18 protein-coding genes are annotated in these 20815 nt (G+C 49.3%); 6 read left to right on the top strand and 12 right to left on the bottom strand.

Translation table 11 applies throughout. The annotated features are described in order from the left end of the window. Positions 1-51: 51 nt before the first annotated feature. From BAZ21_RS15710 to BAZ21_RS15685, 6 genes are all read right to left on the bottom strand, one after another. A complete protein-coding gene (locus tag BAZ21_RS15710; RefSeq protein ID WP_068502519.1) occupies positions 52-1413 on the bottom strand; it encodes an MFS transporter in 1362 nt (453 codons plus the stop codon). Further along, positions 1410-1760, bottom strand: a complete 351-nt coding sequence (gene rhaM, locus BAZ21_RS15705; protein ID WP_068502515.1) for an L-rhamnose mutarotase — start codon at positions 1758-1760, stop codon at positions 1410-1412. Before rhaM ends, BAZ21_RS15710 begins: the two co-directional genes overlap by 4 nt. A 136-nt stretch (positions 1761-1896) precedes the next feature. Next, complete coding sequence (locus BAZ21_RS15700; protein ID WP_068502512.1) at positions 1897-3546, bottom strand: response regulator transcription factor; 1650 nt, start codon at positions 3544-3546, stop codon at positions 1897-1899. Positions 3547-3574: 28 nt separating this feature from the next. Continuing rightward, positions 3575-5338 carry a sensor histidine kinase gene (locus BAZ21_RS15695; RefSeq protein WP_256021310.1) on the bottom strand — a complete coding sequence of 588 codons (1764 nt, stop codon included), beginning with the start codon at positions 5336-5338 and terminating at the stop codon, positions 3575-3577. Positions 5339-5381: 43 nt separating this feature from the next. Continuing rightward, positions 5382-6434 (bottom strand): autoinducer 2 ABC transporter substrate-binding protein, encoded by a 1053-nt coding sequence (locus BAZ21_RS15690; RefSeq protein ID WP_068502507.1) that lies wholly within the window; start codon positions 6432-6434, stop codon positions 5382-5384. A 226-nt stretch (positions 6435-6660) separates the two neighbouring features. Then, positions 6661-7449 (bottom strand): helix-turn-helix domain-containing protein, encoded by a 789-nt coding sequence (locus BAZ21_RS15685; RefSeq protein WP_068502504.1) that lies wholly within the window; start codon positions 7447-7449, stop codon positions 6661-6663. Positions 7450-7647: 198 nt separating this feature from the next. On the opposite strand from BAZ21_RS15685, the gene pyk reads away from it, so the two are divergent. After that, complete coding sequence (pyk, locus tag BAZ21_RS15680; protein WP_068502491.1) at positions 7648-9063, top strand: pyruvate kinase; 1416 nt, start codon at positions 7648-7650, stop codon at positions 9061-9063. A gap of 64 nt (positions 9064-9127) precedes the next feature. Here pyk and BAZ21_RS15675 read toward each other — a convergent pair whose 3' ends face one another. From BAZ21_RS15675 to BAZ21_RS15655, 5 genes are all read right to left on the bottom strand, one after another. Next, positions 9128-9526, bottom strand: coding sequence for a hypothetical protein (locus BAZ21_RS15675; RefSeq protein WP_068502489.1), 399 nt, complete (start codon positions 9524-9526; stop codon positions 9128-9130). 242 nt (positions 9527-9768) lie between these two features. Beyond that, positions 9769-10893: a GerAB/ArcD/ProY family transporter gene (locus tag BAZ21_RS15670; RefSeq protein WP_084011717.1), complete on the bottom strand. Its 1125-nt coding sequence runs from the start codon at positions 10891-10893 to the stop codon at positions 9769-9771. A gap of 18 nt (positions 10894-10911) precedes the next feature. Continuing rightward, a complete protein-coding gene (locus BAZ21_RS15665) occupies positions 10912-11151 on the bottom strand; it encodes a hypothetical protein (protein ID WP_068502947.1) in 240 nt (79 codons plus the stop codon). Between the two features lie 85 nt (positions 11152-11236). Beyond that, positions 11237-12445, bottom strand: a complete 1209-nt coding sequence (locus BAZ21_RS15660; protein ID WP_068502484.1) for a Ger(x)C family spore germination protein — start codon at positions 12443-12445, stop codon at positions 11237-11239. A gap of 40 nt (positions 12446-12485) precedes the next feature. Then, positions 12486-14081, bottom strand: a complete 1596-nt coding sequence (locus tag BAZ21_RS15655) for a spore germination protein (RefSeq protein ID WP_068502482.1) — start codon at positions 14079-14081, stop codon at positions 12486-12488. 179 nt (positions 14082-14260) lie between these two features. Between BAZ21_RS15655 and BAZ21_RS15650 the strand changes: the two genes are divergently transcribed. From BAZ21_RS15650 to BAZ21_RS15630, 5 genes are all read left to right on the top strand, one after another. Then, complete coding sequence (locus tag BAZ21_RS15650) at positions 14261-15217, top strand: helix-turn-helix transcriptional regulator (protein ID WP_068502480.1); 957 nt, start codon at positions 14261-14263, stop codon at positions 15215-15217. A 111-nt stretch (positions 15218-15328) separates the two neighbouring features. After that, positions 15329-15787 carry an SRPBCC domain-containing protein gene (locus tag BAZ21_RS15645; protein ID WP_068502479.1) on the top strand — a complete coding sequence of 153 codons (459 nt, stop codon included), beginning with the start codon at positions 15329-15331 and terminating at the stop codon, positions 15785-15787. A 521-nt stretch (positions 15788-16308) separates the two neighbouring features. Further along, on the top strand, positions 16309-18744 hold the full coding sequence (locus BAZ21_RS15640) for a LamG-like jellyroll fold domain-containing protein (RefSeq protein ID WP_068502477.1): 2436 nt from the start codon (positions 16309-16311) through the stop codon (positions 18742-18744). Positions 18745-19140: 396 nt separating this feature from the next. Further along, positions 19141-19341, top strand: a complete 201-nt coding sequence (locus BAZ21_RS15635; RefSeq protein ID WP_007428290.1) for a cold-shock protein — start codon at positions 19141-19143, stop codon at positions 19339-19341. Positions 19342-19472: 131 nt separating this feature from the next. Further along, the gene (locus BAZ21_RS15630) at positions 19473-19688 is read left to right on the top strand and encodes a cold-shock protein (protein ID WP_007428291.1); all 216 of its coding nucleotides are present in this window, start codon (positions 19473-19475) and stop codon (positions 19686-19688) included. A 117-nt stretch (positions 19689-19805) separates the two neighbouring features. On the opposite strand, the gene BAZ21_RS15625 is transcribed toward BAZ21_RS15630, so the two are convergent. Next, on the bottom strand, positions 19806-20621 hold the full coding sequence (locus tag BAZ21_RS15625; RefSeq protein ID WP_068502470.1) for an alpha/beta fold hydrolase: 816 nt from the start codon (positions 20619-20621) through the stop codon (positions 19806-19808). Between the last annotated feature and the right edge of the window lie 194 nt (positions 20622-20815).

Below are 20815 nucleotides of genomic sequence, written 5' to 3'. Positions count from 1 at the left end.
CAGGGGTTCTGATATTTGGTATAGTAACTTGTGATTGTACTTGGGTTCATGTCACTGCCTCTTGACTGGGTTTTCATACCTGCTGTTAGCCACTGGCGCGACGATATTCCGTTCTGTTTCCTTTACGGCCTCATCACCGTATCGTTCAAGCTGGATTTCTTCCAGCGTCTTGCCTCTCGTCTCCGGAGCCATCAGGATGCCGATTAGAGCCGATACCAGCAGGAAGCCGATCATGATCAGCCCCGACATCTTGAAGCCGACGGAGGACAGCATCGTAGGCACCACCAGCGAGATCAGACCGACCGCCACGCGGGCTACGCTGAACAGGAAGCCCTGCGCTTTGGCCCGGTACTTCGTATGGAACAGCTCTCCGGCCCACAGTCCATAGAAGGCCTGGGCGCCGAAGCCGGCCGCCACGCCCCACAGGATGACGAAAATTATCAGTTCGGCGAAGCCCATGCCGCCGAAGGCCAGAACAAGCCAGGCCGCAATGCCCATAAAAGCGCCGATGCCGAAAAGGACCTTGCGGTTCGCTTTGTCCCCCAGCTTTATAAAGACGAAGTAGGTGGATGCAACAGTTAGCACCCAGAGGAACGCCTGGAGAAGATTGGCCTCTGCTGCGGTAAGCCCGCCGACTTTCTGATAAATATAAGGCATGAAATAACCCATAACCCCGGCAACCAGATTCCAGAAGCAGTAGATGCCGAGCAGCAGGATGATCGCTTTCAGGTTGGCCTTGTTCGTGAACAATTCCTTGACGGAGCTCTTCGCAGCGTGTCCCTTGGCCTGCAGCTTGACTTCCTTCGCCTTCTCTTCTTCCCAAATCTTGCTCTCGTTAATCTGCTGCTGCATGATCCAGGTGATCAGCGCGATGACAAACAGCTGGCCAAAGATGATCCGGCTGCCCAAAAGACCGAGCGGAGCCAACGCAACCGAGAGCAGCAGCGAAATGGCGGGACCAATCGACCAGGCCAGCTGGCCATAGCCGACCCGTGACGCGCGTGCGTCCGCCGGGGCTTCTTCGGAAATGTAGGTCCAAGCCGCGGGAATGGCGGCACCGACCGCTACCCCTGTGATGATATAGCCGGCCAGCAGCATCGGGAAGTTGAAGGACAGAGCGACGAGCAGTACGCCGAGCATGTAGACGAGAAGGTCATATTTGTAGATCAGCTTTCTTCCGTATTTATCGACCAGATAGCCACCGATCAGGGCGCCGATGGCCGAGCCAAAACCGTTGGCGCTCAACGCTCCCAGCAGTCCGACCTTGACGTCGTTCAGGTTCAAATACTCGACCCACAGGGAGAGTCCGCCCGCTCCCGCAACAATGGAGCCCGCTTCGAGATAGTTGGACATTGCGACCGTAACAGTCGATTTTAAATCGGATTTTTTGCCGTTTACCGCTTGGGTTGTCATTGCGGCACACCTCCGTTAAGTGCATGCCGTCTATGTCCCAGGTGAAAGACCTCCGACAGTTCGATCGACACCGGACTGTGATCCGGATTCGTCTCCATAATGTCCTTCATGTAGTCCCACCATTTCCTGCACACCGGCGTGTCGGCGGATTTCGCCCACAGCTCTTCGTCTTCGATCTCCAAGTATGCGAACAAAGTATGGGAACCGGCATCCAGGAAAATGGAATACGTGGACACTCCATGCGCGAGCAGCATTTCCCCCATTTCCGGCCACAGCTCATCGTGACGTTTGCGGTATTCTTCGTGGCAGTCTGCAAAAACCTTCATGATCGATGCCTTGCGTATCATTTCATCCGCTCCTTTCCGTTCGTGAAACGGCCGAAAGTTGTTACCGTTTACATCTCTAACTATATAGCTGTGCCGCCGATCCGGTTAGGAGAGGATATTCAGTTTGGGTAGACAATTTTCGGGTCTTGCGGTTTTGTCAATGCTCTTCCCTCGGCGCCTGCTGCCGGGAATCCCGGTAATGAGAAGGCAGCTGACCAAAGTGCTGCTTGAACAGCCGGCTGAAATACTTGACGTCCTGGTAGCCCACTCTGCGGCTGACCTCCTGCTGCTTGCACCCCGGGTCCTGAAGTAGCCTTCTGGCCTGTTCCATCCGCATCCGAGTCACATAATCCAGTACGGTCTCCCCGGTCTGTAACTTGAAGTATTCGCAGAAGTAAGTGGGATTCATGTAGACGGCGTCCGCGATTTTCTTGATCGTCAGGCTGCTTCCGAGGTTTTCCTGAATCCAGGCCTTCGCTGCCTCGACGGGCTTTATGTTCTGCTTTGTCCGCGCTTTCGCCAACGCCTCAGCGGCCCGCCGCGCTTCCGTTACCACCGCCCGGCGCAGCTCATGGAGATTCACGGCTTCCTGCACCGCCTGCAGGGCGTTCTCCATCGACTCGGCGGCGCCTTTCTCGCTTCTGCTCTCCAGCAGCGTCGAGTGGATCAGCAGCATCAGATTGGCAGCCGCCCCCCTGATTCGTGCAGGCGAGGAATAGCCCTCAATCCGCGAGAACAACTGTCGACAAACGCTTTCCGTCCGGTCCGGTTCGGCCTGCTCGATGCTTCGTTTGATTTTTTGCAGAAGAGCCGCAAGTCCTCCGTCCTCGTTGCGCTCCCTGCCTTCCTCCGCTGCGCCTTCAAAGCGGAAGACCTTATTGCCGCCGTTCAACAGTCGATGCTGCACCGCCGCCATGCACTGCCTTTTGATCATGGGCAGCAGGTACAGATCCTCGATCCAGCCGCCGTAACCGACCGAAACGGTAAACGGCGTAAAGCTTCTAACCGATCGACAGATCCGTTCTCCGGCCTCCTCGGCCCTGGAGTGCAGCTCTTCAAACACGGCTTCCGCCGGGAGAGCCAGCAGGGCCCAGAACTCCGAATGCTGGCCCTTCCAGACCCAGCTTGCTCCGCCGATCTCTCCTTGCGACTTCTCCGTCACTTCGGCAATAATGTTCTCAAGCGCGTAGAAATATGCCTTCCAGTCTTTATCTGCAAACGCCCGGGCTTTGACAGGCTTGGAGTCCAGGCTGATGTACATCAGCAGAAACCGCTCCTCGGGAAACTGGTTCACCCAATAACCGAGATGGGTTATATCCGTATCCGCCGCCGTAATGTAGGCTAGAGCCTGGGTCTGTCTAGTCCTTTTCAGCAGATCTTCCTTTTTGACGGAGTCGATCCGCTGATACCGTTCATGCCTGCGCCCTTCGATTTTTGCCTTCATTTCCTCTAGGCGGACGGCAAATTGCTCGCGATCGATCGGCTTGAGCATATAATCCGCCGCTCCGCCCCTTAGCGCGGACTGTACATATTCAAAATCATCGTAACCGGTAAGGACGATGGCGAAAAATTCATACTTCTTCAGCGTCTCTTGGATCAACGTCAATCCGTCCATTTCCGGCATCCGGATATCGGTAATCAGCAGATCGACGGCTCCGCCGCAGCTGTCCAGATACCGGAGCGCCTGCTGTCCGTCCCCCAGAGCGGCAACGACTTCCCATTCCTCGCCGAGAGAGGTCACCAGCCGCTCCACCCCCCGGCAAATCCGGGGCTCGTCGTCTACGATCAACACTTTGATAGTATCCATAGCCATATGCTCCTTAAGTGATTTCCGGTTACTCGGGCAGTCCGTCAGTCGCTTCCCGGTCAAGCACCGGAATGCGGACAACGACGGTCGTACCCTTGCCGTACTGACTTTCCAGCCGTAAACCATATTCCTTGCCAAGCATAAACTGGATGCGCGCATGTACATTTTTCAAGCCGAATCCCGAATCCTTCCGCTCGGTCACCGGCTGCTTTAGCTGGCTGTTCAGTTCTTCCAGCCTAACTTCCGGAATGCCGGGACCGTTGTCGATCACCCGGAACTCAGTGCAGGCGTCAGACCTTCCTTTTTCAACGGTCTGGGTGATTACGATACGGACGTGCAGCCGATGCCTGGCCTCCATGCCGTATTTGATGGCATTTTCGACCAGCGGCTGAAGGATGAATTTCGGTGTATAGAGAGTCGCATCTCCGGTATCGATCACTTCGAACGAAAGGCGGTCCTCAAACCGGAAGCTTTGGATGGTCAGATAATCCCGGACGTGGCCGATCTCCTCTCCTACGGGAATAAAACGAGCTTTATTGGATACCGAAAAGCGAAGCATCCGCCCGAGCAGTGCCACCATTTTGACCACATTTTCCTTCTCGCCCTCTTCGACGGCCATGCTGATCGTCTCAAGCGTGTTGTACATAAAATGGGGATTGATCTGGGACTGCAGGGCGTACAGCTCGGCTTCCTTCTGGCTCAGCTCGATCTGTACATTCCGCCGGATCAGATCCTGAATCGTCGCCACCATCGAGGAGAAGCTGCTGGCCAGCATGCCGACCTCGTCTTTGGTGTGTATGCCAGGATCGACGTTGAAGCGCCCCCGCTCGACCTCGCGCATCAGTCGGCTCAGCTTCTCCAGCGGACGCGTGACGCGGAACGAGAACAGGATGGAGATGACGATCGTAATGACCGCGAACCCGATGAACAGATAGTTGGTCACCTTCCACACAAGTTCGGACCTTCGGGTCATGTCCTGAAGACGGGTGCTGTGCACGAGCAGCCAATCGTACGAGGCGGACGAAGAAATGCTCATGATCGTGCTATCCCCGGAGAAGGTCTTCAGGAAGCTTCCGCTGTGCACCGGATAATCCGGCAGTTCGCGGTCAAAGGTCCCGATTAGACTTCGATCGGTATGGTAGAAGATCTCTCCCTGATCGTTCATCAGCCAAAAGACGGCGTTCTCGCTCTGTTCAAATCCCTGCAGAATGTCATCAATAAAAGACAGCCGGACGGCAATGAACATCGTCCCGAGGTCGGTCCGGTTCTCCACATCGCCAATCTGTTTTATGATGATGAGAAACGGTTCGCCACTTTGGAATTTGAGGCTGAAGTCGGTCGAGAGCAGCATTTTTGCTTTGCCCCTCAAATCAAGGTCCTGTCCGTAAGGAATCAGCGGACCGTCCCCGTTCATCCCCGTATATTCCATCCGTGCGGCAGAGAACAGACGGTTCTTGGATAGAATGAAGACGCCCAGCACGTCCGGATTGCTTCCTTCCAGATAGGACGCCGACATGTATTTGTTCATGACATATTTATCATTGTTCAGGTCTGCACTGCTCTGATACGATCCTTTCCGCAGGATGCGAACCGCTTCGTCTGAGTTGAACAGCTGTTCCGGAAGAGCCGTCAACTGCTTGATGCGCTGGTCGATCATCAGGTTGGCCTGACCCAGAAACCTCGGCATATACTCCCCGATCTGCTCGACGATAGAGGAGGTATACTGCCGGTAGGCGATTACGCCGAGTACGGATATGGGAATAGCCGTCAAGACGATATAGACGATGATCAACTTGATGCTGAGCCGAAAATCCCGGAAACGGAAGCTTTTCCTTCTAAAAATCATATTCGTCCACATTCGCTTTCGTAAAATCGAGCGGATCGCCCATAATCACCGTATCATCTTTCACCCGGATCTCTCCCACATTGCGTATCGTTTCCCCGTTGACGGGACTGACACTGTCCAGCAGATTGTTGGCCAGAACCATCGTCAGGTAGCCCAGCTTCTTCGGGCTCCAGAGCGTAACGTTCCGTACGGTTCCGTTATTCAGATAGGGTCTCATTAAATTGGGTGTCGACAAGCCGACAATATGAATCCGCCCAGCCGCTCCTCCGTCCAGCACCGCCTGAGCGGCGGCCGGCGTCGCCACGGAAGAGCTGCCGATCATCCCTTTCAGCTGAGGGTACTTCTGCAGCAGCTTGACCGAGGCGCTGTAGGCTTTTTGCGAGTCATCGTCGGTCGCCACGGTCTGTACCAGCGTCATACGCGGATAATATTCCTCGTTCTGAACCTTGATCCATTTCACCCACTCGCCCATATTGGACGCCCCCGCCGTTCCGGTGAGGATCGCATACTGTCCTTGTTCGCCCATTTGCATTGCAAGCGCATCCATAAGATGGCGCCCCAGCGTTTCGGGATCGACCATATTGATGAACAGCTCCCTGGAATATCTGGCGGCATCCGAATCCCAGGTAATAACCCGGATATGGCGGTTCTGTGCTTCCTTCAGCGCCGGTGCCAGCTTCTGCGAATCATTTGCTGAAACCGCCAGCAGGTCCACGCCCCTCGCCATCAGATTGCGGATCGAACGGATCTGCTGCTCCGTATCCGCGACGGGCGAACCTTCGTAGATCAGCTTTACCCCAAGGTCCTTGGCCGCTTCCCGGGCTCCGTCCTCCACTTGATTGAAGTAAGAATTCTCGGTGGCTTTGGGCACCATGCCGATCGTGTAGGCATAAGGCGCTTCGGAAGCTTCGGCTGAGGGCTGCGGATCAATGCCTGAAGAATAGATGACTTTATACTGCGTCCCATCCCCGGACCTGCAGGCCGCAGTAAACAGAACCAACAGCAAAACGATCAAAACCGGTCTACGGAGATACGTATTCATACATCCTCCCATTCAGCAGCGCTGTGTCATGATACGATCATCATACCAAACCCGTCGGCGGACCGGAACCGTAAAAGAGCATAAGCAAACATGCCGGGTGCCGGCCTGACAGCCGTCCACCCCGCATGATCAGCGAGTAAGAATACAACGAATGAGAGATTAAAGTTCGGTTTGCAAAGCGTACATGTGATGGTTTGTTATGGCTTAGACAGGTTCGAGACACGCTTTAAACGATCGAAGAGCGTTCATCCAAAAATTCGGACGGGGAGCAGCCTGTTAACCGTTTGAAGATTCGATGAAAGTAGGAAACATCACTATACCCGACATACTCTGAAATTTCACGAATGGTCAGCCGGGACTCGGTCAGCATATAGATGGCCGTTTTGATGCGCTGCGTATGTACATGCTCGCTGATGGTTTGGCGTGTTACCTCACGTAGCAATGTGGCGGCGTAATTGGGTGTTTTGCGGATGACGTCGCCAAGCTCCTCCTTCGTCACTTTTTCCCGATAATGATTTTGGATATACTGCTTCATATACTCCACATGCCGTTCTTTTTCGCTGGAAATGACGCCTTTGTTCCATTCCTGATTGGTATAAATCATCGTCTCGGTCAGTAGACAGTCAGCCATCAGCTCATAGTAGCTTGGGCGCTCCGTCCATTGGTAATATATCGACTTGATTCGTTCATGCAGCATATCGTAGCATCCGAGCTTGACCGACAGCGGCTTGTCCGTATTCAATATGGGAAGTACGTTATCCGTACATGTTTTGCGGCAATGTATCACATACTTGGTATGAAAAAGCGTAGGGATGCTCTTGCCGTAGTAAGGCAGATGACCAGGCAGAATCAGAGCCTCTCCCTTGCTGAGAATGAACTTGCAATCGTTCACCCAATATACACATTTTCCAAAGGTAACCAAAACGAACACGAAGTTACCGTTGTCACTAGCTGGACCAGCCTTTTCGTACCAGTCTACGCCATGGTCCTGTCGTATGTCCAAGATTGTAATCATGAAGTCACTCTCCATGTCTTAAAGATTCACTGTACTGTACTATAATACAGTCATCATACTATAGTTCATAGTCTTGTCGCACCGGTATTAGGTAAAATAAAGTCATAAAAGTGTAAATAGATAGAGCAGCAACATGGAATAGACGCCATACTGGAATACGACCAAAATAGTAAAGACATTCAGGAGGATGACATTTCTATGCTTAAAACGAAAATTATTTGTACTATGGGACCTGCCTGCGACTCCGTTCATTTGTTAAAGGAAATGATTCAGGCCGGTATGACAGTAGCCCGCTTGAACATGGCTCACGGGGAACTGGAAGATCACGTTAAACGTATTGAAAATGTGCGACAGGCTGCGAAGGAATTGGGTACTTTTATTCCTGTCATGATGGATATCAAAGGACCTGAAATACGGATCGGCAAGCTGAGAGAAGCATCCTGTCTGCTGAAGCCAGGCAGCCAGCTGATTCTGACTACAGAAGAGATTTTGGGGGACGAGCACCGCATTTCGGTGAATTACCCGGATATGCCAAAGGACATTAATCCAGGCGACCGCATTTTGATTGACGACGGTTTGGTTGATCTGACTGTAGCCTCTGTTGAGGGTACTGAAATGATTTGTAATATTGTAAGCGGCGGTGTATTGAAGCCGAGAAAAGGTGTGAATCTGCCAGGGATTCATACGACTCTTCCAGGCGTAACGGAGCGCGATGTGAAGCACATCCAATTTGGGGTGGAGCAGCGTATCGAGCTTATTGCGGCTTCTTTTGTGCGTAAAGGCGACGATATCCGTGAAATCCGTGAGATTTTGAAAGGACATCAAGCCGAGCATGTACAAATTTATTCCAAGATTGAAAATGCCGAAGGCATGGAAAACCTGGATGATATTATTGAAGCTTCGGATGGTATCATGGTAGCCCGTGGTGATCTGGGTGTCGAAGTGCCGATTCAGGACGTGCCTGTGATGCAAAAAGAAATGATCGACAAGTGTAATCTGGTCGGCAAACCAGTAATCGTAGCTACACACATGCTGGAATCCATGCAGGTCAACCCGCGTCCGACGAGAGCTGAAGTAAGTGACGTATTTAATGCGGTTATGCAGGGAGCCGATGTAGTGATGCTGTCGGGCGAATCTGCCGCAGGTAAATACCCTGTCGAGTCCGTTCGTACGATGGCTGCGGTAGCTGCCAGAGCGGAATCACAGTTTGATTACCAGGAGCAGTTCGATAAGCGCAGAGCACGCCAAAGCACGAATATTACCGAAGTGATCAGTCAGGGTGCGGTTAGCTCTTCTCTTGAGCTGGATGCCAAAGCGATTATTACCTCGACTGCCAGCGGATTCACGGCGCGGATGGTGTCCAAATACCGTCCGAAGGCTCCGATTATTGCGGTTACTCCGAACAGTACGGTGTTCGCTAAAATTTGTCTGTTGTCCGGGGTATTCCCGGTCAAAGGGGATAAAGTAGCGACAACGGATGAAATGTTCGAATCCTCGATCCGCAATGCCCTGAATGCAGGGTATATCCAAAAAGGGGATACCATCGTACTGTCAGCGGGCGTTCCTGTTGCAGAGGCTGGTGCGACGAATCTGATCAGAGTACATCAAGTGTAAATGTAATAGATAGCAAAAAGGCGCTAATCCCCTATGGGTTCAGCGCCTTTTTCGTGTCTCAAGCTTACAGCCCAAACACACTTTTAGCAACGACCTGTGTCAATTCTGCCTTATGAGCCTGATATTGCTCATGCGTAATGCTCTTATTGGCCAGACGTTGATCCAATTGCTCTGTTAACTGGGCTACCTGTAAGTCAACGACAGCCTGAGCGTCCTGTTTATTAGTTAGGGCAACATCAGCCAAGGTTTGACCGTTATATAGTGCACCATACAATTGCTCATCCGAGGATATGCCCAGTGTATCCAGCAGCTTATCATCCTTGGATGCTTCATTATCCTGTACCTGCGGGGCTCTCTCCGGAGCCAATGCAGCAGCATTAGCCCGACTTCCCCATGTAGAGGACTGCCCAATCGACAACGCCAGCAACAGTGTGCAGATGACCATCATTCGTTTTCGATTCATAAGTGTAAAATCTCCTTTTGTTTCATTAAAATTGTGACAGGGTGCAAAAAGTATATGGATATCCAACGGGAGTCATGTTTATGCCTTTAGCCCATCCGGCTTATGTAGTAACCAGATCGTTAAATACATCATACACGCCCAATCTTAGCGCCAGCTTAATACTCGTTTAAAATAAACTAAAAGAGGACTTTATAAACAGGTAACATCCAAAAAAATTCACAAATCACCAAAACAGGATGTGATCATTTGGCTGTCGGCTTCTTATCCTTCGTTGTCCACAACCTTTTTAGGGCATGTATCCCGAGCAGCAGTAGAGGGAAAAGCAATCCTATAGATAGTGCATAAGGAATCCATGTCTTTGTATCATAAGTTTGCTGATAAGGAACATTGGGATATACGATAATGGACACTACGACTAAAATGATCCCGAGAGGAAGCACCAGCTGCTGGCTGCTTTTCAATTGAAAAATTTGGGCTATTGCTGTCACAATGGAGTACATATACAGCGTGAGTCTGAAAAAGAGCGAAATAAACCACATGGTAGCCATGATCGCTTCAATGCGCTGTAGAAAATGACCAATATTGATTTTTTTGGCTAACGCATAGCTTGGATATATATTGGTTGCCGTTATTTCAGGGCCTAGCACCAAAATAGCCAATGTAATGATCACGACCAATATCAATCCGCCAATCAAGCTCCCAATGAGAAAAGCTTTGCGGGCTTGATCGGAACGATTTACAGAAGCCGGGAAAATCATTAGCAAAACGATATGAGGTAGATACGCAGTGCTCACAAAGGACAGCGCCGCAGGCCAGATAGGCCCGACTCCCGCCTCCAGCACAGGTTGTACGTTTTCCAGCTTAATATTGGAGACCACTAAAACCGTAAAAGAAATGTAGAGCAGGATAAATAACGGAAACATCATTTCAGCAGAACGGGCCAGCACTTCCAGCCCCAGACGAACAGCAAATAATACAATAACCGCAAAAAGAATGTTTACCGCCTGAATCGGTGTTTCCGGTATAATTTGGGTGGTCAAAAAATTCCCCAAATAAAATAAAACCGGAGCAGGAGCATTGATAAATAATAATGAAAAAAACAGGAGAGCAACGGCTTTGCCTAACCATTTTCCCAGTAGGGCTTCCATGATTTCAACCAGGGTCATCTGCGGATACAGATCTGTAATTTTGATGTACAAATACACAATAAGAAGCCCACACCCAACTCCGACGAGCGAGGCAATCCACGCATCCTGTTTGGCTACAAGCGCCATGCCTGAAGGGATGATGAGGATTGTACTTCCTATCGTAAATAAAATGGTTAGGATCATAAGCTGACGTGCGGAAATTTTGACCTGTCCGGGCACCATGTTCACCTCGTTTTCTTATTTGATTAATCCAATATGGATTAGGAAATTGCTAAATGGTCTATAGATGGCTGTGATCCAGTCCAGAGGCGTGGGAATGGTCCATGTGAATGCCTTGGCGCAACTGATTCCGACTCCAAGTAGAAGGAGGATGGAAAACAACCAAAGCTCTTTTTTTAACCCCTTTTTCCACATGTAGGGGACCTCTAACAAGCAGATCACAGCAGCAAGCACCAGTATGCCCAGCACTTTCACCATATTAGACAGCATCTTTCAGCACCTTCTTTTCCATGGTAATGGTCTATGCAGGGGTTATATCTCAACCAGGACCTGGCACGGGAATTTACTCCTTAATATCATTCAGAAATGAGCTGCCGATTGTGCCCAAGCGCCGAAGCTTGAAATTGACCTTGATATTTACGGGCAAGTCTGCAAAGTACTCACGGCCCCAATTGTTTTTAAGTGTATTCCAAGCCTTCGGGTTAGCGCGGCGAATGGCTTCGCCGAATCCAAAGATGTCAGACTTGTACGATTTTTGAGCTTTTCTGACGGATGCTCTCATAATCTCTTCTAACTTTTCTTCCCCTCTCTTCTCAATGTCATAAATCGTGCTCACCTTGGTTAGATCCAGACCGGTACATTCGACTTCTCCCACGTTGGCTTCAACCTGCATTTTAATATTGATTCGGGGCTCCCCCCGATTGACCGCTCCTTTTATGGTAGTTTGAGTCCGAATAATTTCTATGATTACTTTGCCGCCTTTGGGACAGGCTACAAAATTTACGGAGCTTTTTACTTTACCGGTAATATAGTTGTAGCCCTTACTTTCATCTTCATTTAACCAGCCGATTAATTTATCTTTTTTGAACACAGCCATTCCGGAATATTCTAGTTGGGCGGGAGGGGCGATCTTTTCGACATTGTCTTTGGTCTCTCCCACTTCTTTATTGCCAACGATCTGAAGCCCTGTCAAGACAGGCTCTATTCCTTGATTGGTGAGAGCTGCAATCAATTCATCCAAGGTTACAGTCATACTAGGTGACCAGCTTTTTTCAGATATTTCCAAGGCGGAAAACAAGTCATTCGCCGGAATCGGGTCCAGGGGTGTTAAAATTTTCAGTACATCCTCCGCACTTGCGTCCTTTGACAATACCAAGTAGAAGTCGGTGCGGAAATGATGGTCTCTTGACATAAAATCAAGAGCTTTGGCCATGCCGTCCGTGGCCATCGTCTCACCAATCACACAGATGCGAAGATGGGAAAAATAGATTTTTCGAGGGCTCGTTTTCGTCATTTTCCGGACGGCTTCAAAAATGGTCTCGGCTTTGGCTGTATATAACGTGGTGGGAGCCCGCCCAATCCCACCACCACTTTTAGCTGATACCTGACCCGGGTCTACGACTTGGACGGAAACCTGGAATTGATCGCCCAGCTTATCGATTCCCATACCGACAGCGATGGCAAGCTCATTTAATTCCGTGCGGTTCCAACAACCAGTGAGAAGCAAGGTCATTGTAAGAATCAGGAGCAGACAGGCGGCCTTCCGTTTCACAATTTTCGACTCCTTTCCATTTGTGCCGATCCTCTCTATTTCATTCTCGTGATTTTCGGGGCGGGGTACTGTTTCGGCGATTCACGTTCTTCTGATTAAGCAATCTGGGACGGGAAATCATCATCCAGTGAGGGAGCCGAAATAAGGTATCCTTGCTGTCTGACGGAACTAGAGGCGCAAAAGGGGTCATATATGGAACGCCAAACGAACGAAGGCTGCACATATGCAGGATGAGAGCAATACCTCCGACAATAATTCCGAACAATCCGAATGAAGCGGCAAGCCCCATCAGAGGAAACCGCAGCATACGAAAAGCAATGGACATATTATAGGCAGGAAGAACGAAGCTGGAAATTGCCGTAATGGATACGACAATGACCATCGCCGCTGATATGATCCCGGCCTGGACAGCCGCTTGTCCGATGACAAGCGTGCCTACGATAGAGACGGCCGCTCCGATGTACTTGGGCATGCGGACCCCGGCTTCCCGCAATATTTCAAAAGTCAGTTCCATCATGAGCGCTTCAATAAAGGCGGGGAAGGGTACGGCTTCCCGCTGTGCGGCCAAACCGATCAATAATGAAGTTGGCAGCATTTCCTGATGAAACGTAGTGATAGCTACATATAAGGACGGTCCAAGCAGGGAAATAAAGACCCCGATGTAACGAAGAAACCTTATGAAGCTGCTGATGTCCGCGCGCTGATAATAGTCCTCAGCCGCATGCAGGAAGGAAACAAACAGAGCAGGTACGATCAGCACATAGGGGGTCCCATCCACCAATATGGCAATTTTCCCTTCCAGGAGCTCGGCAGCGATGACGTCCGGGCGTTCGGAGTTGTACACGGTCGGAAAAGGGGTAAAGGTTTCATCCTGGATTAGCTCTTCGATATATCCGCTTTCGAGAATGCCGTCTACATCAATACGATTCAGCCGCTCATGTACCTCTGCGACCAACTTATCATTCGCGATCCCCTTGATGTACATGACAGCCACATCGGTCTTGGTCACGCGGCCGATTTGTTTGGTTTCCAGCCACAGATTTGGATCTTTAATTTTTCGCCGGATCAAGGCCGTATTTGTGCGCAGTGTTTCCGAAAATCCTTCCCGCGGCCCGCGAACGACATTTTCTGAGGCAGGCTCGCTAACCCCTCGATCCTTCCATCCCCGTGCGCTGGCTACGATTCCTTGTGTCTGACCGTCAACTAAAATAACTGCATCTCCGGACAATAGCGCGTTGTATAGGTTTTCAAAGTCGGTGATATCGTGGATGTCACCGATGGTCAGTGCGTAATCTTTCAAAATTTGCAAGACATTAGAGGAGGTCTGAATCCTGCTTTCTACGTCCCCGGACAGGCTATTATCCAGCATCATCGACTCCATGATGAAGTCGGAGACTATATTTTTATCCGCCAAACCGTCAGTATAGAGGATTGCGATGATTTGGTCGCCGTCTTTGCCAATGCGAACTTCTCTGATAATGATGTCGGTGCTGTTACCCACGGTTTGTCTGATCCGCTGAAGGTTTTGTCCAAGACTTGCACTGAACGGTTCCCCTGAATGTGTAGGCTTTTTCTCAGTATTCTGGACAGGCAATTTATTAAACTTTCTAGGGGTGCTTCTTTTCCGAAAACGCATGAACGTTCTCCCTCTCCTTGAGGATACTTTTTAATCCAGTATGGACGCAGGGGTTCCCTGATAAACTTATTGTTGGAATTTTGATGGGGGAAGGCATGAAGGGATGTGTAATATGTTGGCGATACAAAGTTTTCGCGGTAAACTGATTGTAAATGAACTGTTCTGGGAGGAGTCGTCCGATGTCCAAAGCAGACCATATGTTATCCATTCTCTGGATGCTAAAGCAGCGTAGACGAACTGCGGGCGAATTAGCGGAAGCGCTGGAAATCAGCGTTCGTTCGGTATACCGTTATATAGATGCGCTGTGCGTCAGTGGAGTTCCGGTTATTGCCGATGCCGGACCTGGTGGTGGCTACTGCCTGCCTGATAACTTCGTTGAAGCACCGCTGTTCTTCGACGCCGAAGAGCAGAAGGCGCTTGTCCAAGCAGCCGCCTTCGTCCGTGGGACGGGATATCCGTATGTCCAAGCACTTGACCGGGCGCTGGATAAACTGAAGCGTTACAGCAACGTCCAACAAATCGAACGGATGGAGAGCCATGAGCGCGGGATTGAAACGCTTCATACCTCTAATGCGGCAATGGCGGAAATTCTGCAAGAGCTTGAATTGGGCATAGCGAACGGAGATACTCTGGAAATGGAATACCGCAAGGGAAATGAAGAAACGGTCTCCTCACGCTCCATTGATCCTTATGGGCTTGTACTTTGGAAGGGGCAGTGGTATATCGTTGCGTATTGCCACCATCGGCAGGATATCCGTAGCTTCCGTGTCGACAGAATTACCGGGCTCCGGTGTAGCGGCACAAGCTTCATACGTCCTGCCGATTTCTCTGCGCGCGATTTTCTCTTGCAGAGCTTGCTTCCCGCCCGGGAAAAAGAGGGGGAACTGGTTGCTGTGGTAATTGAGTCATCCGAGGTGGTATTAAATGATCTTTGCAGTCACTGGCTATTCGGGCATACCTTGGAGCAGCGGCAGGAGGGATGGGCCCGATTTCTGCTAGATGAAAGCTCATTATTCACCTATGTCCCATACTTCTTGTTGCCTTATGGGAAAACGCTGCATATTCGGGAGCCAGCGGCGTTGAAGCAGCGGTTGGTGGTGGTTGCCACGGAAATGGCTCGCCATTACGAAAATTAATTTTATCTCCTTGGGAACACTGACTGTAGCTGTCAGTGTCCTTTTTGTATAGTGTAAGCAAGTCTTAAGTATAAATGAAAGTACAAGCACATGATTAAGGAGGAATACAACATGAAAGAACTGAAATATGAGTTCTACATTGGGGGAACGCCGGAACAAGTATGGGCCAGCCTGGTCTCCCCGGAGTATGTGCAGCAAATCTATTACGGAAGCATAATCCGTTCCAGCTTCAAGGAAGGGGAACTACTGGAGTATGTTGGGCCGGGCGCTGAAGGCGAAGAAACCATTCACGTGTACGGGACGCTGCTGGAGTACGCTCCCCTGAAAGCCCTGCGTTTTACGCATAAAGTAGGCCCCTCTTACCTGAAAGGGCAGGAGAACTATGAATCCCGTATTTCCTGGCTGCTAGAGCCAGTGGGCGGATGCACGAAGCTGTCTCTTATCCATGATGAGTGGCATCCTGACGATCCTTCCTATGGACCTAGCGACAGTGCATGGTGGCACATTCTAAGTAATATAAAAACGTTAATAGAGACTGGCCACACACTTGATTTCGGAAGCAACAAATAACAAAGAATGCACGGAAAACGGGAATAGAAGCAGTCGGTACCATTTGAAGTTTGGCTGGAATAACAGCGTATTGGTTTCAATTGGAAAACACAATGGATTTATATATATATTAAAGCCAGGATGCGCTGAAGCACATCCTGGCTTTATTGTTTTAACAGGTAGTTGAAGTTAACTCATATGGAACCATTGAATCTACAGTGTGGGAGAGGGGAAGAAGAGGCTACGCAAAACTGAATTGGTATAGTTAATGATTGAATAAATAATTTATAAAAATATAAAATTACATATTGAATTTTCCATATTCATTGCATAATATAAAGGTACGGTTAACCGTCAGGCTCAAACCTACCTTCTTAAAAGTAGGAGCTTTTATTTTTAACTCAAAATTGAAAGCGTTTTATTTTTATTCGGGGGTGATGGTTTTTACTTATTTTATAGGTGATTACAACTGATAAAAATAAATTAAAAGTCTAAGCGCCTTATTTCATCCAGGCGTGTTTAGAACGAGAGGAGATTAGTTTATGAAGCTATTATTTTTTCGCAAGGTAACGGCCGCTTCTCTGGCGGGTGTGCTGCTATTGCCTGCCTCTTTTGCAGGCGCCGAACAAACGCTCAATCCGAATGCAGAGGGGATTCAAGCTGCGGGGGAGATTAACCTCCAGGATCAAAGCCAAGAGAACATTTTAATTCAAAGCAAAAAGACCGTTTCTTTTAAGGAAACTTCCGTACATGATCCATCCATTCTGAAAGTGAAAGATACATTTTACATTTTTGGTTCCCATCTTGCGGCTGCCAAGTCCAAGGACCTGATGAATTGGGATACGATTGCCACAGGAGTAGCAAATGGTAATGCACTGATTCCTAACGTCAAAGAGGAATTAAAAGAAGCGCTGGATTGGGCGCAGACAGACACGCTGTGGGCAGCGGATGTTATTCAACTGGCCGATGGCAAGTTTTACATGTACTATAACGCCTGCAAGGGCGACTCCCCGCGTTCAGCAATGGGTGTAGCAGTTGCCGATAAAATTGAAGGGCCTTATAAAAATAAAGGTATCTTCCTGAAATCCGGCATGTGGGGCCAACCGGGTGAGGATGGGACAATCTATGACGCGACCAAACATCCGAATGTCGTGGACCCGGACACTTTTTATGATAAGAACGGCAAGCTGTGGATGGTGTATGGCTCCTACTCAGGAGGTATTTTCATTTTGGAGATGGATGGAAAAACAGGAAAACCATTGCCCGGACAAGGATATGGGAAAAAGCTGACAGGCGGTAACCATGCCCGTATGGAAGGCCCGTACATACAGTACAGTCCGCAAACGGACTATTACTATTTGTTCCTGTCTTTTGGCGGCTTATCGGCAGATGGCGGCTACAACCTTCGTGTGGCTCGCTCCAAAACACCGGATGGTCCTTACTACGATACAGAGGGTAACGACATGATCAAGGTCAAGGCGAATCCTGACAAGCCTCTTTTTGATGACGCTTCCATTGAGCCGTACGGTGTCAAGCTGATAGGGAACTATCTGATTCCAAGAGAAATTGGCGATCCGGGTACGGGACTTGGGACAGGCTATGTTTCACCCGGACATAACTCGGCTTATTATGATCCCAAGACGAAAAAGCATTTTCTGATTTTCCACTCCCGTTTTCCGGGCAGAGGCGAGCAGTATGAGGTACGGGTGCATGAGATGTTCATGAACACTGACGGTTGGCCTGTAGTAGCTCCTTATCGTTATTCGGGGGATGAGGATTCACTGAAAAAGCTGTCGGAAAAGGATGTTCTCGGCCAATATTCGTATGTCAATCACGGGAAAGAAATTTCGGCCAATATTAAGCAGGCTGTAACCGTTAGTTTGGAAAGCGGCGGCAAATTGTCGGGCGGGGTAAACGGTACATGGAAGCTTGGCACAGGCAATCAGTTGGAGATTACAGCGGATGGTACGAAATATAAAGGTGTATTCCTGCGACACGTCGATCCAGACACGGGCAAAAAGACGCTTGCTTTCACTGCCCTGTCCTCCAGGGGTGTTGCCGTCTGGGGGACATTAAAGCAGGAACTAAAGGCCAGCAAGATCGTGGCTGCTGTGCAGAAGGATCTGAGCCTGGGCGATTTGAGCAATGTTTTATATCATTTGACGCTGCCTACTCAAGCTGCACAGGATACCACTATTTCGTGGGAATCCTCACACCCTGAGAACATTTCCGTGACAGGTGAAGTGTATCGTCCAGAAGCAGGCACTCAGCCCGTAACGGTCACCTTGACGGCGACCATTAAAAAAGACAAAGCAACAGCGAAGAAAAGCTTTATAGCCACTGTTCCCGAGCAGGCTCAAGGTCCACAGCTCGCGAACTATTCCTGGACCGAAGATCAAGGGACAAGTGTCGTGGACAGCACATATAACCATTTCGACGGCAACACCTATGGTGGTGCAGCATGGGACAAGGATGGAAAGCTTGGCGGCGCACTTGTGCTGAACGGTAAGGATGGTTACGTGCAGCTACCGGCGACGGTCACAGATGCAGACGATTTTACCTTTTCCGCCTGGGTGAATTGGAAGGGCGGTGGAGCGTGGCAACGGATTTTTGACTTTGGAAATGCTCAGGCCCGCCATATGTTTCTGACTCCTTCCCAAGGAAGCGGTGTGCTCCAGTTTACGATTCATGAGGGTACGGATCAAAGCTTGCTTGCCAAATCATCATTGCCTTTAAACCAGTGGACGCATGTAGCAGTTACACTAGAGGGGAATACCGGGAAGCTGTATGTAAACGGTGAGGAAGTGGCTGTTAATGACAGTATTACCTTTAATCCAAAAGAGTTGCTGACGAGCGAGGCTTATCTCGGCAAAAGCCGCTTTGCCGCCGATGCTTATTTTAACGGCAGTCTCGATGAGGTCCAAATATATAACAAAGCGCTGACAGCAGAGGAAATTAAAGCATTGTCGGTGCTGTGATTTCTACGAAGTAATATGAGCAGAACAAACGCAGGAGACGGATATTTTTTAAAAATTCGTCTCCTGCAAAATGTTTTGTATATTTATTTTTTGTTCGCTGGTATAATTAAAGAAAAGTGTGGATATAATGTTTTAGGTAGACGTTGATGACTAGCTCTCGTTCTACTGAAAATATGGCTTAGAATCAATAAAGGACAAGAGCACTCTGCATAATTTAATTTCACCAGTGCTTGCGTTTTCAATACACTTATGGTAATATGAGTATATTGAAATTGTGACCTGAGATTCACGTATTGTAGAGGGTTATTGTTTTTAGGTTGAAATAACCTTGTGCAATATGTGAATTTTTATTTGTAAAAAATAAAGGTCATATAAATATATTTTGGAGGTAATTCCATGCAAACAGGTACAGTTAAATGGTTTAACGCAGAAAAAGGTTTCGGTTTCATCGAAGTTGAAGGTGGAAGCGATGTATTCGTACACTTCTCCGCAATCCAAGGCGAAGGTTTCAAATCTTTGGACGAAGGCCAACGCGTAGAATTCAACGTTGTTGAAGGAAACCGTGGACCACAAGCTGAGAACGTTGTAAAACTGTAATTTAAAATTACAGCCTACTTCAGATGCCCCGAACATAGCGTTTGGGGCATTTGTTTTTATCTGTTCACAAGACCGTTTTTGAACTGATTACATCTTATCGCTTTATAAATCATGAAGAAAGAGGGATGTTTATGTACAATTCACGGAAAAAGCCAATGGATGAGATTCCTGAGGAAATTACAGCTGTCTGGAATTGCGCTAGCGATACGTGCAACGGATGGATGCGGGATAACTTCGCTTTTTCTGTCGAGCCGACATGCCCCATTTGCGGTTCTGCCATGGTAAAGGGCGAGAAAAAGCTGGCCGTATTAAATAATACGAGCTTTAATCATACAAAACAATCCTAAGCGGATGCATGTTTGTAGTAAAAGATGCCCCATAGCCACTAACGGCGCTGAGGCGTCTTTTTTGCTTTATGGAGATACGCCGTCAGGCGTCGCCTTTACATATGAATGATCAGGTTTTTAGTTATGGCTTGGGGATAGTATGCTTAGCAAGGTGGAATTAAATTCAGGCCGTGCCTCGTAGAATACGCCGTGCCCACTTCGTTCGAAAGGAATCAGCCTTGATCCGGCAATTCCTTTTTGCGTTTGGACAGCCAGAGGGAAAGGACAGACCCGATCCAGCTTACCGTGTAAAATCCATGTAGGGACGTGTATGCATGGTAAGTCGGGACGCAACTCGGAATCACGGAGTGAATATAAGGTGCAGGCCATGCTATGAACAGAGGCGGCAAAGCCCTGATCACGTACCCAGTCCCGTAAGCTTTGGCTGACAGGGGTGGCAAATAACAGTTCACCAAATGAGGTTACCAGTTGCGGACGATCTGAATAGGCTTGTTGGATGAGCTTATCTACCTCTGATGCAGGCATGCCGTAAGGGAAGTTGCTGGTTTGGGTAAAACGGGGCGTAGCCGCTCCGATCAGAATCAGCTGAGTGACACCAAATCCCCGGTGTCTGCTCATGTAGCGTGTGACAACGGCTCCTCCCATGGAAAAACCAATCAGCCGAACCTGCCTCAACTGAAGCGCCTGCATTACAGCCAGCACATCATCAGCCAGTCGATCATAGTCGTAGCCGTGCCATGGCCGATCCGATTTGCCGAACCCTCTAAGGTCTACCTGAATACAGCGGTACCCATAGGCAGGCAAAAGGGCAGCCTGATATTCGTACATTCGATGATCCAGCGGCCAGCCGTGTACCATCAGCACAGGGACGCCCTGCCCTATATCCTCAACATATAGCTTGACGCCACGCTCCACTTCAATATAATATCCCAATCTGTTCACCCCTTTAGAATCACGAAATTTCGTTCTCTCTCACATATATGTAGCCAGGGCTCAGCCCATTCAAAAAAGGGATAAGACAGTCATTTTCCTGATGTTATACACGAACCATAAGCCTGTCCCTTGCTGCTGTATGGCAGCAGAGGACAGGCTTGCGGTTTTTCCGATCCGTACAGGGAAGCCGGATG

This window comes from Paenibacillus kribbensis, from assembly GCF_001705305.1.
Lineage (GTDB): Bacteria > Bacillota > Bacilli > Paenibacillales > Paenibacillaceae > Paenibacillus > Paenibacillus kribbensis_B.
This window is presented reverse-complemented; position numbering and strand designations above follow the sequence as displayed.

Excerpts from the sequence above, each read along its gene's own strand:
- BAZ21_RS15645 (WP_068502479.1), top strand. The coding sequence starts at position 15,329 with ATGAAAGAACTGAAATATGAGTTCTACATTGGGGGAACGCCGGAACAA.
- BAZ21_RS15640 (WP_068502477.1), top strand. The coding sequence starts at position 16,309 with ATGAAGCTATTATTTTTTCGCAAGGTAACGGCCGCTTCTCTGGCGGGT.
- BAZ21_RS15675 (WP_068502489.1), bottom strand. The coding sequence starts at position 9,526 with ATGAATCGAAAACGAATGATGGTCATCTGCACACTGTTGCTGGCGTTG.
- BAZ21_RS15685 (WP_068502504.1), bottom strand. The coding sequence starts at position 7,449 with ATGATTACAATCTTGGACATACGACAGGACCATGGCGTAGACTGGTAC.
- BAZ21_RS15650 (WP_068502480.1), top strand. The coding sequence starts at position 14,261 with ATGTCCAAAGCAGACCATATGTTATCCATTCTCTGGATGCTAAAGCAG.
- pyk (WP_068502491.1), top strand. The coding sequence starts at position 7,648 with ATGCTTAAAACGAAAATTATTTGTACTATGGGACCTGCCTGCGACTCC.
- BAZ21_RS15700 (WP_068502512.1), bottom strand. The coding sequence starts at position 3,546 with ATGGATACTATCAAAGTGTTGATCGTAGACGACGAGCCCCGGATTTGC.
- BAZ21_RS15690 (WP_068502507.1), bottom strand. The coding sequence starts at position 6,434 with ATGAATACGTATCTCCGTAGACCGGTTTTGATCGTTTTGCTGTTGGTT.
- BAZ21_RS15630 (WP_007428291.1), top strand. The coding sequence starts at position 19,473 with ATGTACAATTCACGGAAAAAGCCAATGGATGAGATTCCTGAGGAAATT.
- BAZ21_RS15710 (WP_068502519.1), bottom strand. The coding sequence starts at position 1,413 with ATGACAACCCAAGCGGTAAACGGCAAAAAATCCGATTTAAAATCGACT.
- BAZ21_RS15655 (WP_068502482.1), bottom strand. The coding sequence starts at position 14,081 with ATGCGTTTTCGGAAAAGAAGCACCCCTAGAAAGTTTAATAAATTGCCT.
- BAZ21_RS15635 (WP_007428290.1), top strand. The coding sequence starts at position 19,141 with ATGCAAACAGGTACAGTTAAATGGTTTAACGCAGAAAAAGGTTTCGGT.
- rhaM (WP_068502515.1), bottom strand. The coding sequence starts at position 1,760 with ATGATACGCAAGGCATCGATCATGAAGGTTTTTGCAGACTGCCACGAA.
- BAZ21_RS15665 (WP_068502947.1), bottom strand. The coding sequence starts at position 11,151 with ATGGTGAAAGTGCTGGGCATACTGGTGCTTGCTGCTGTGATCTGCTTG.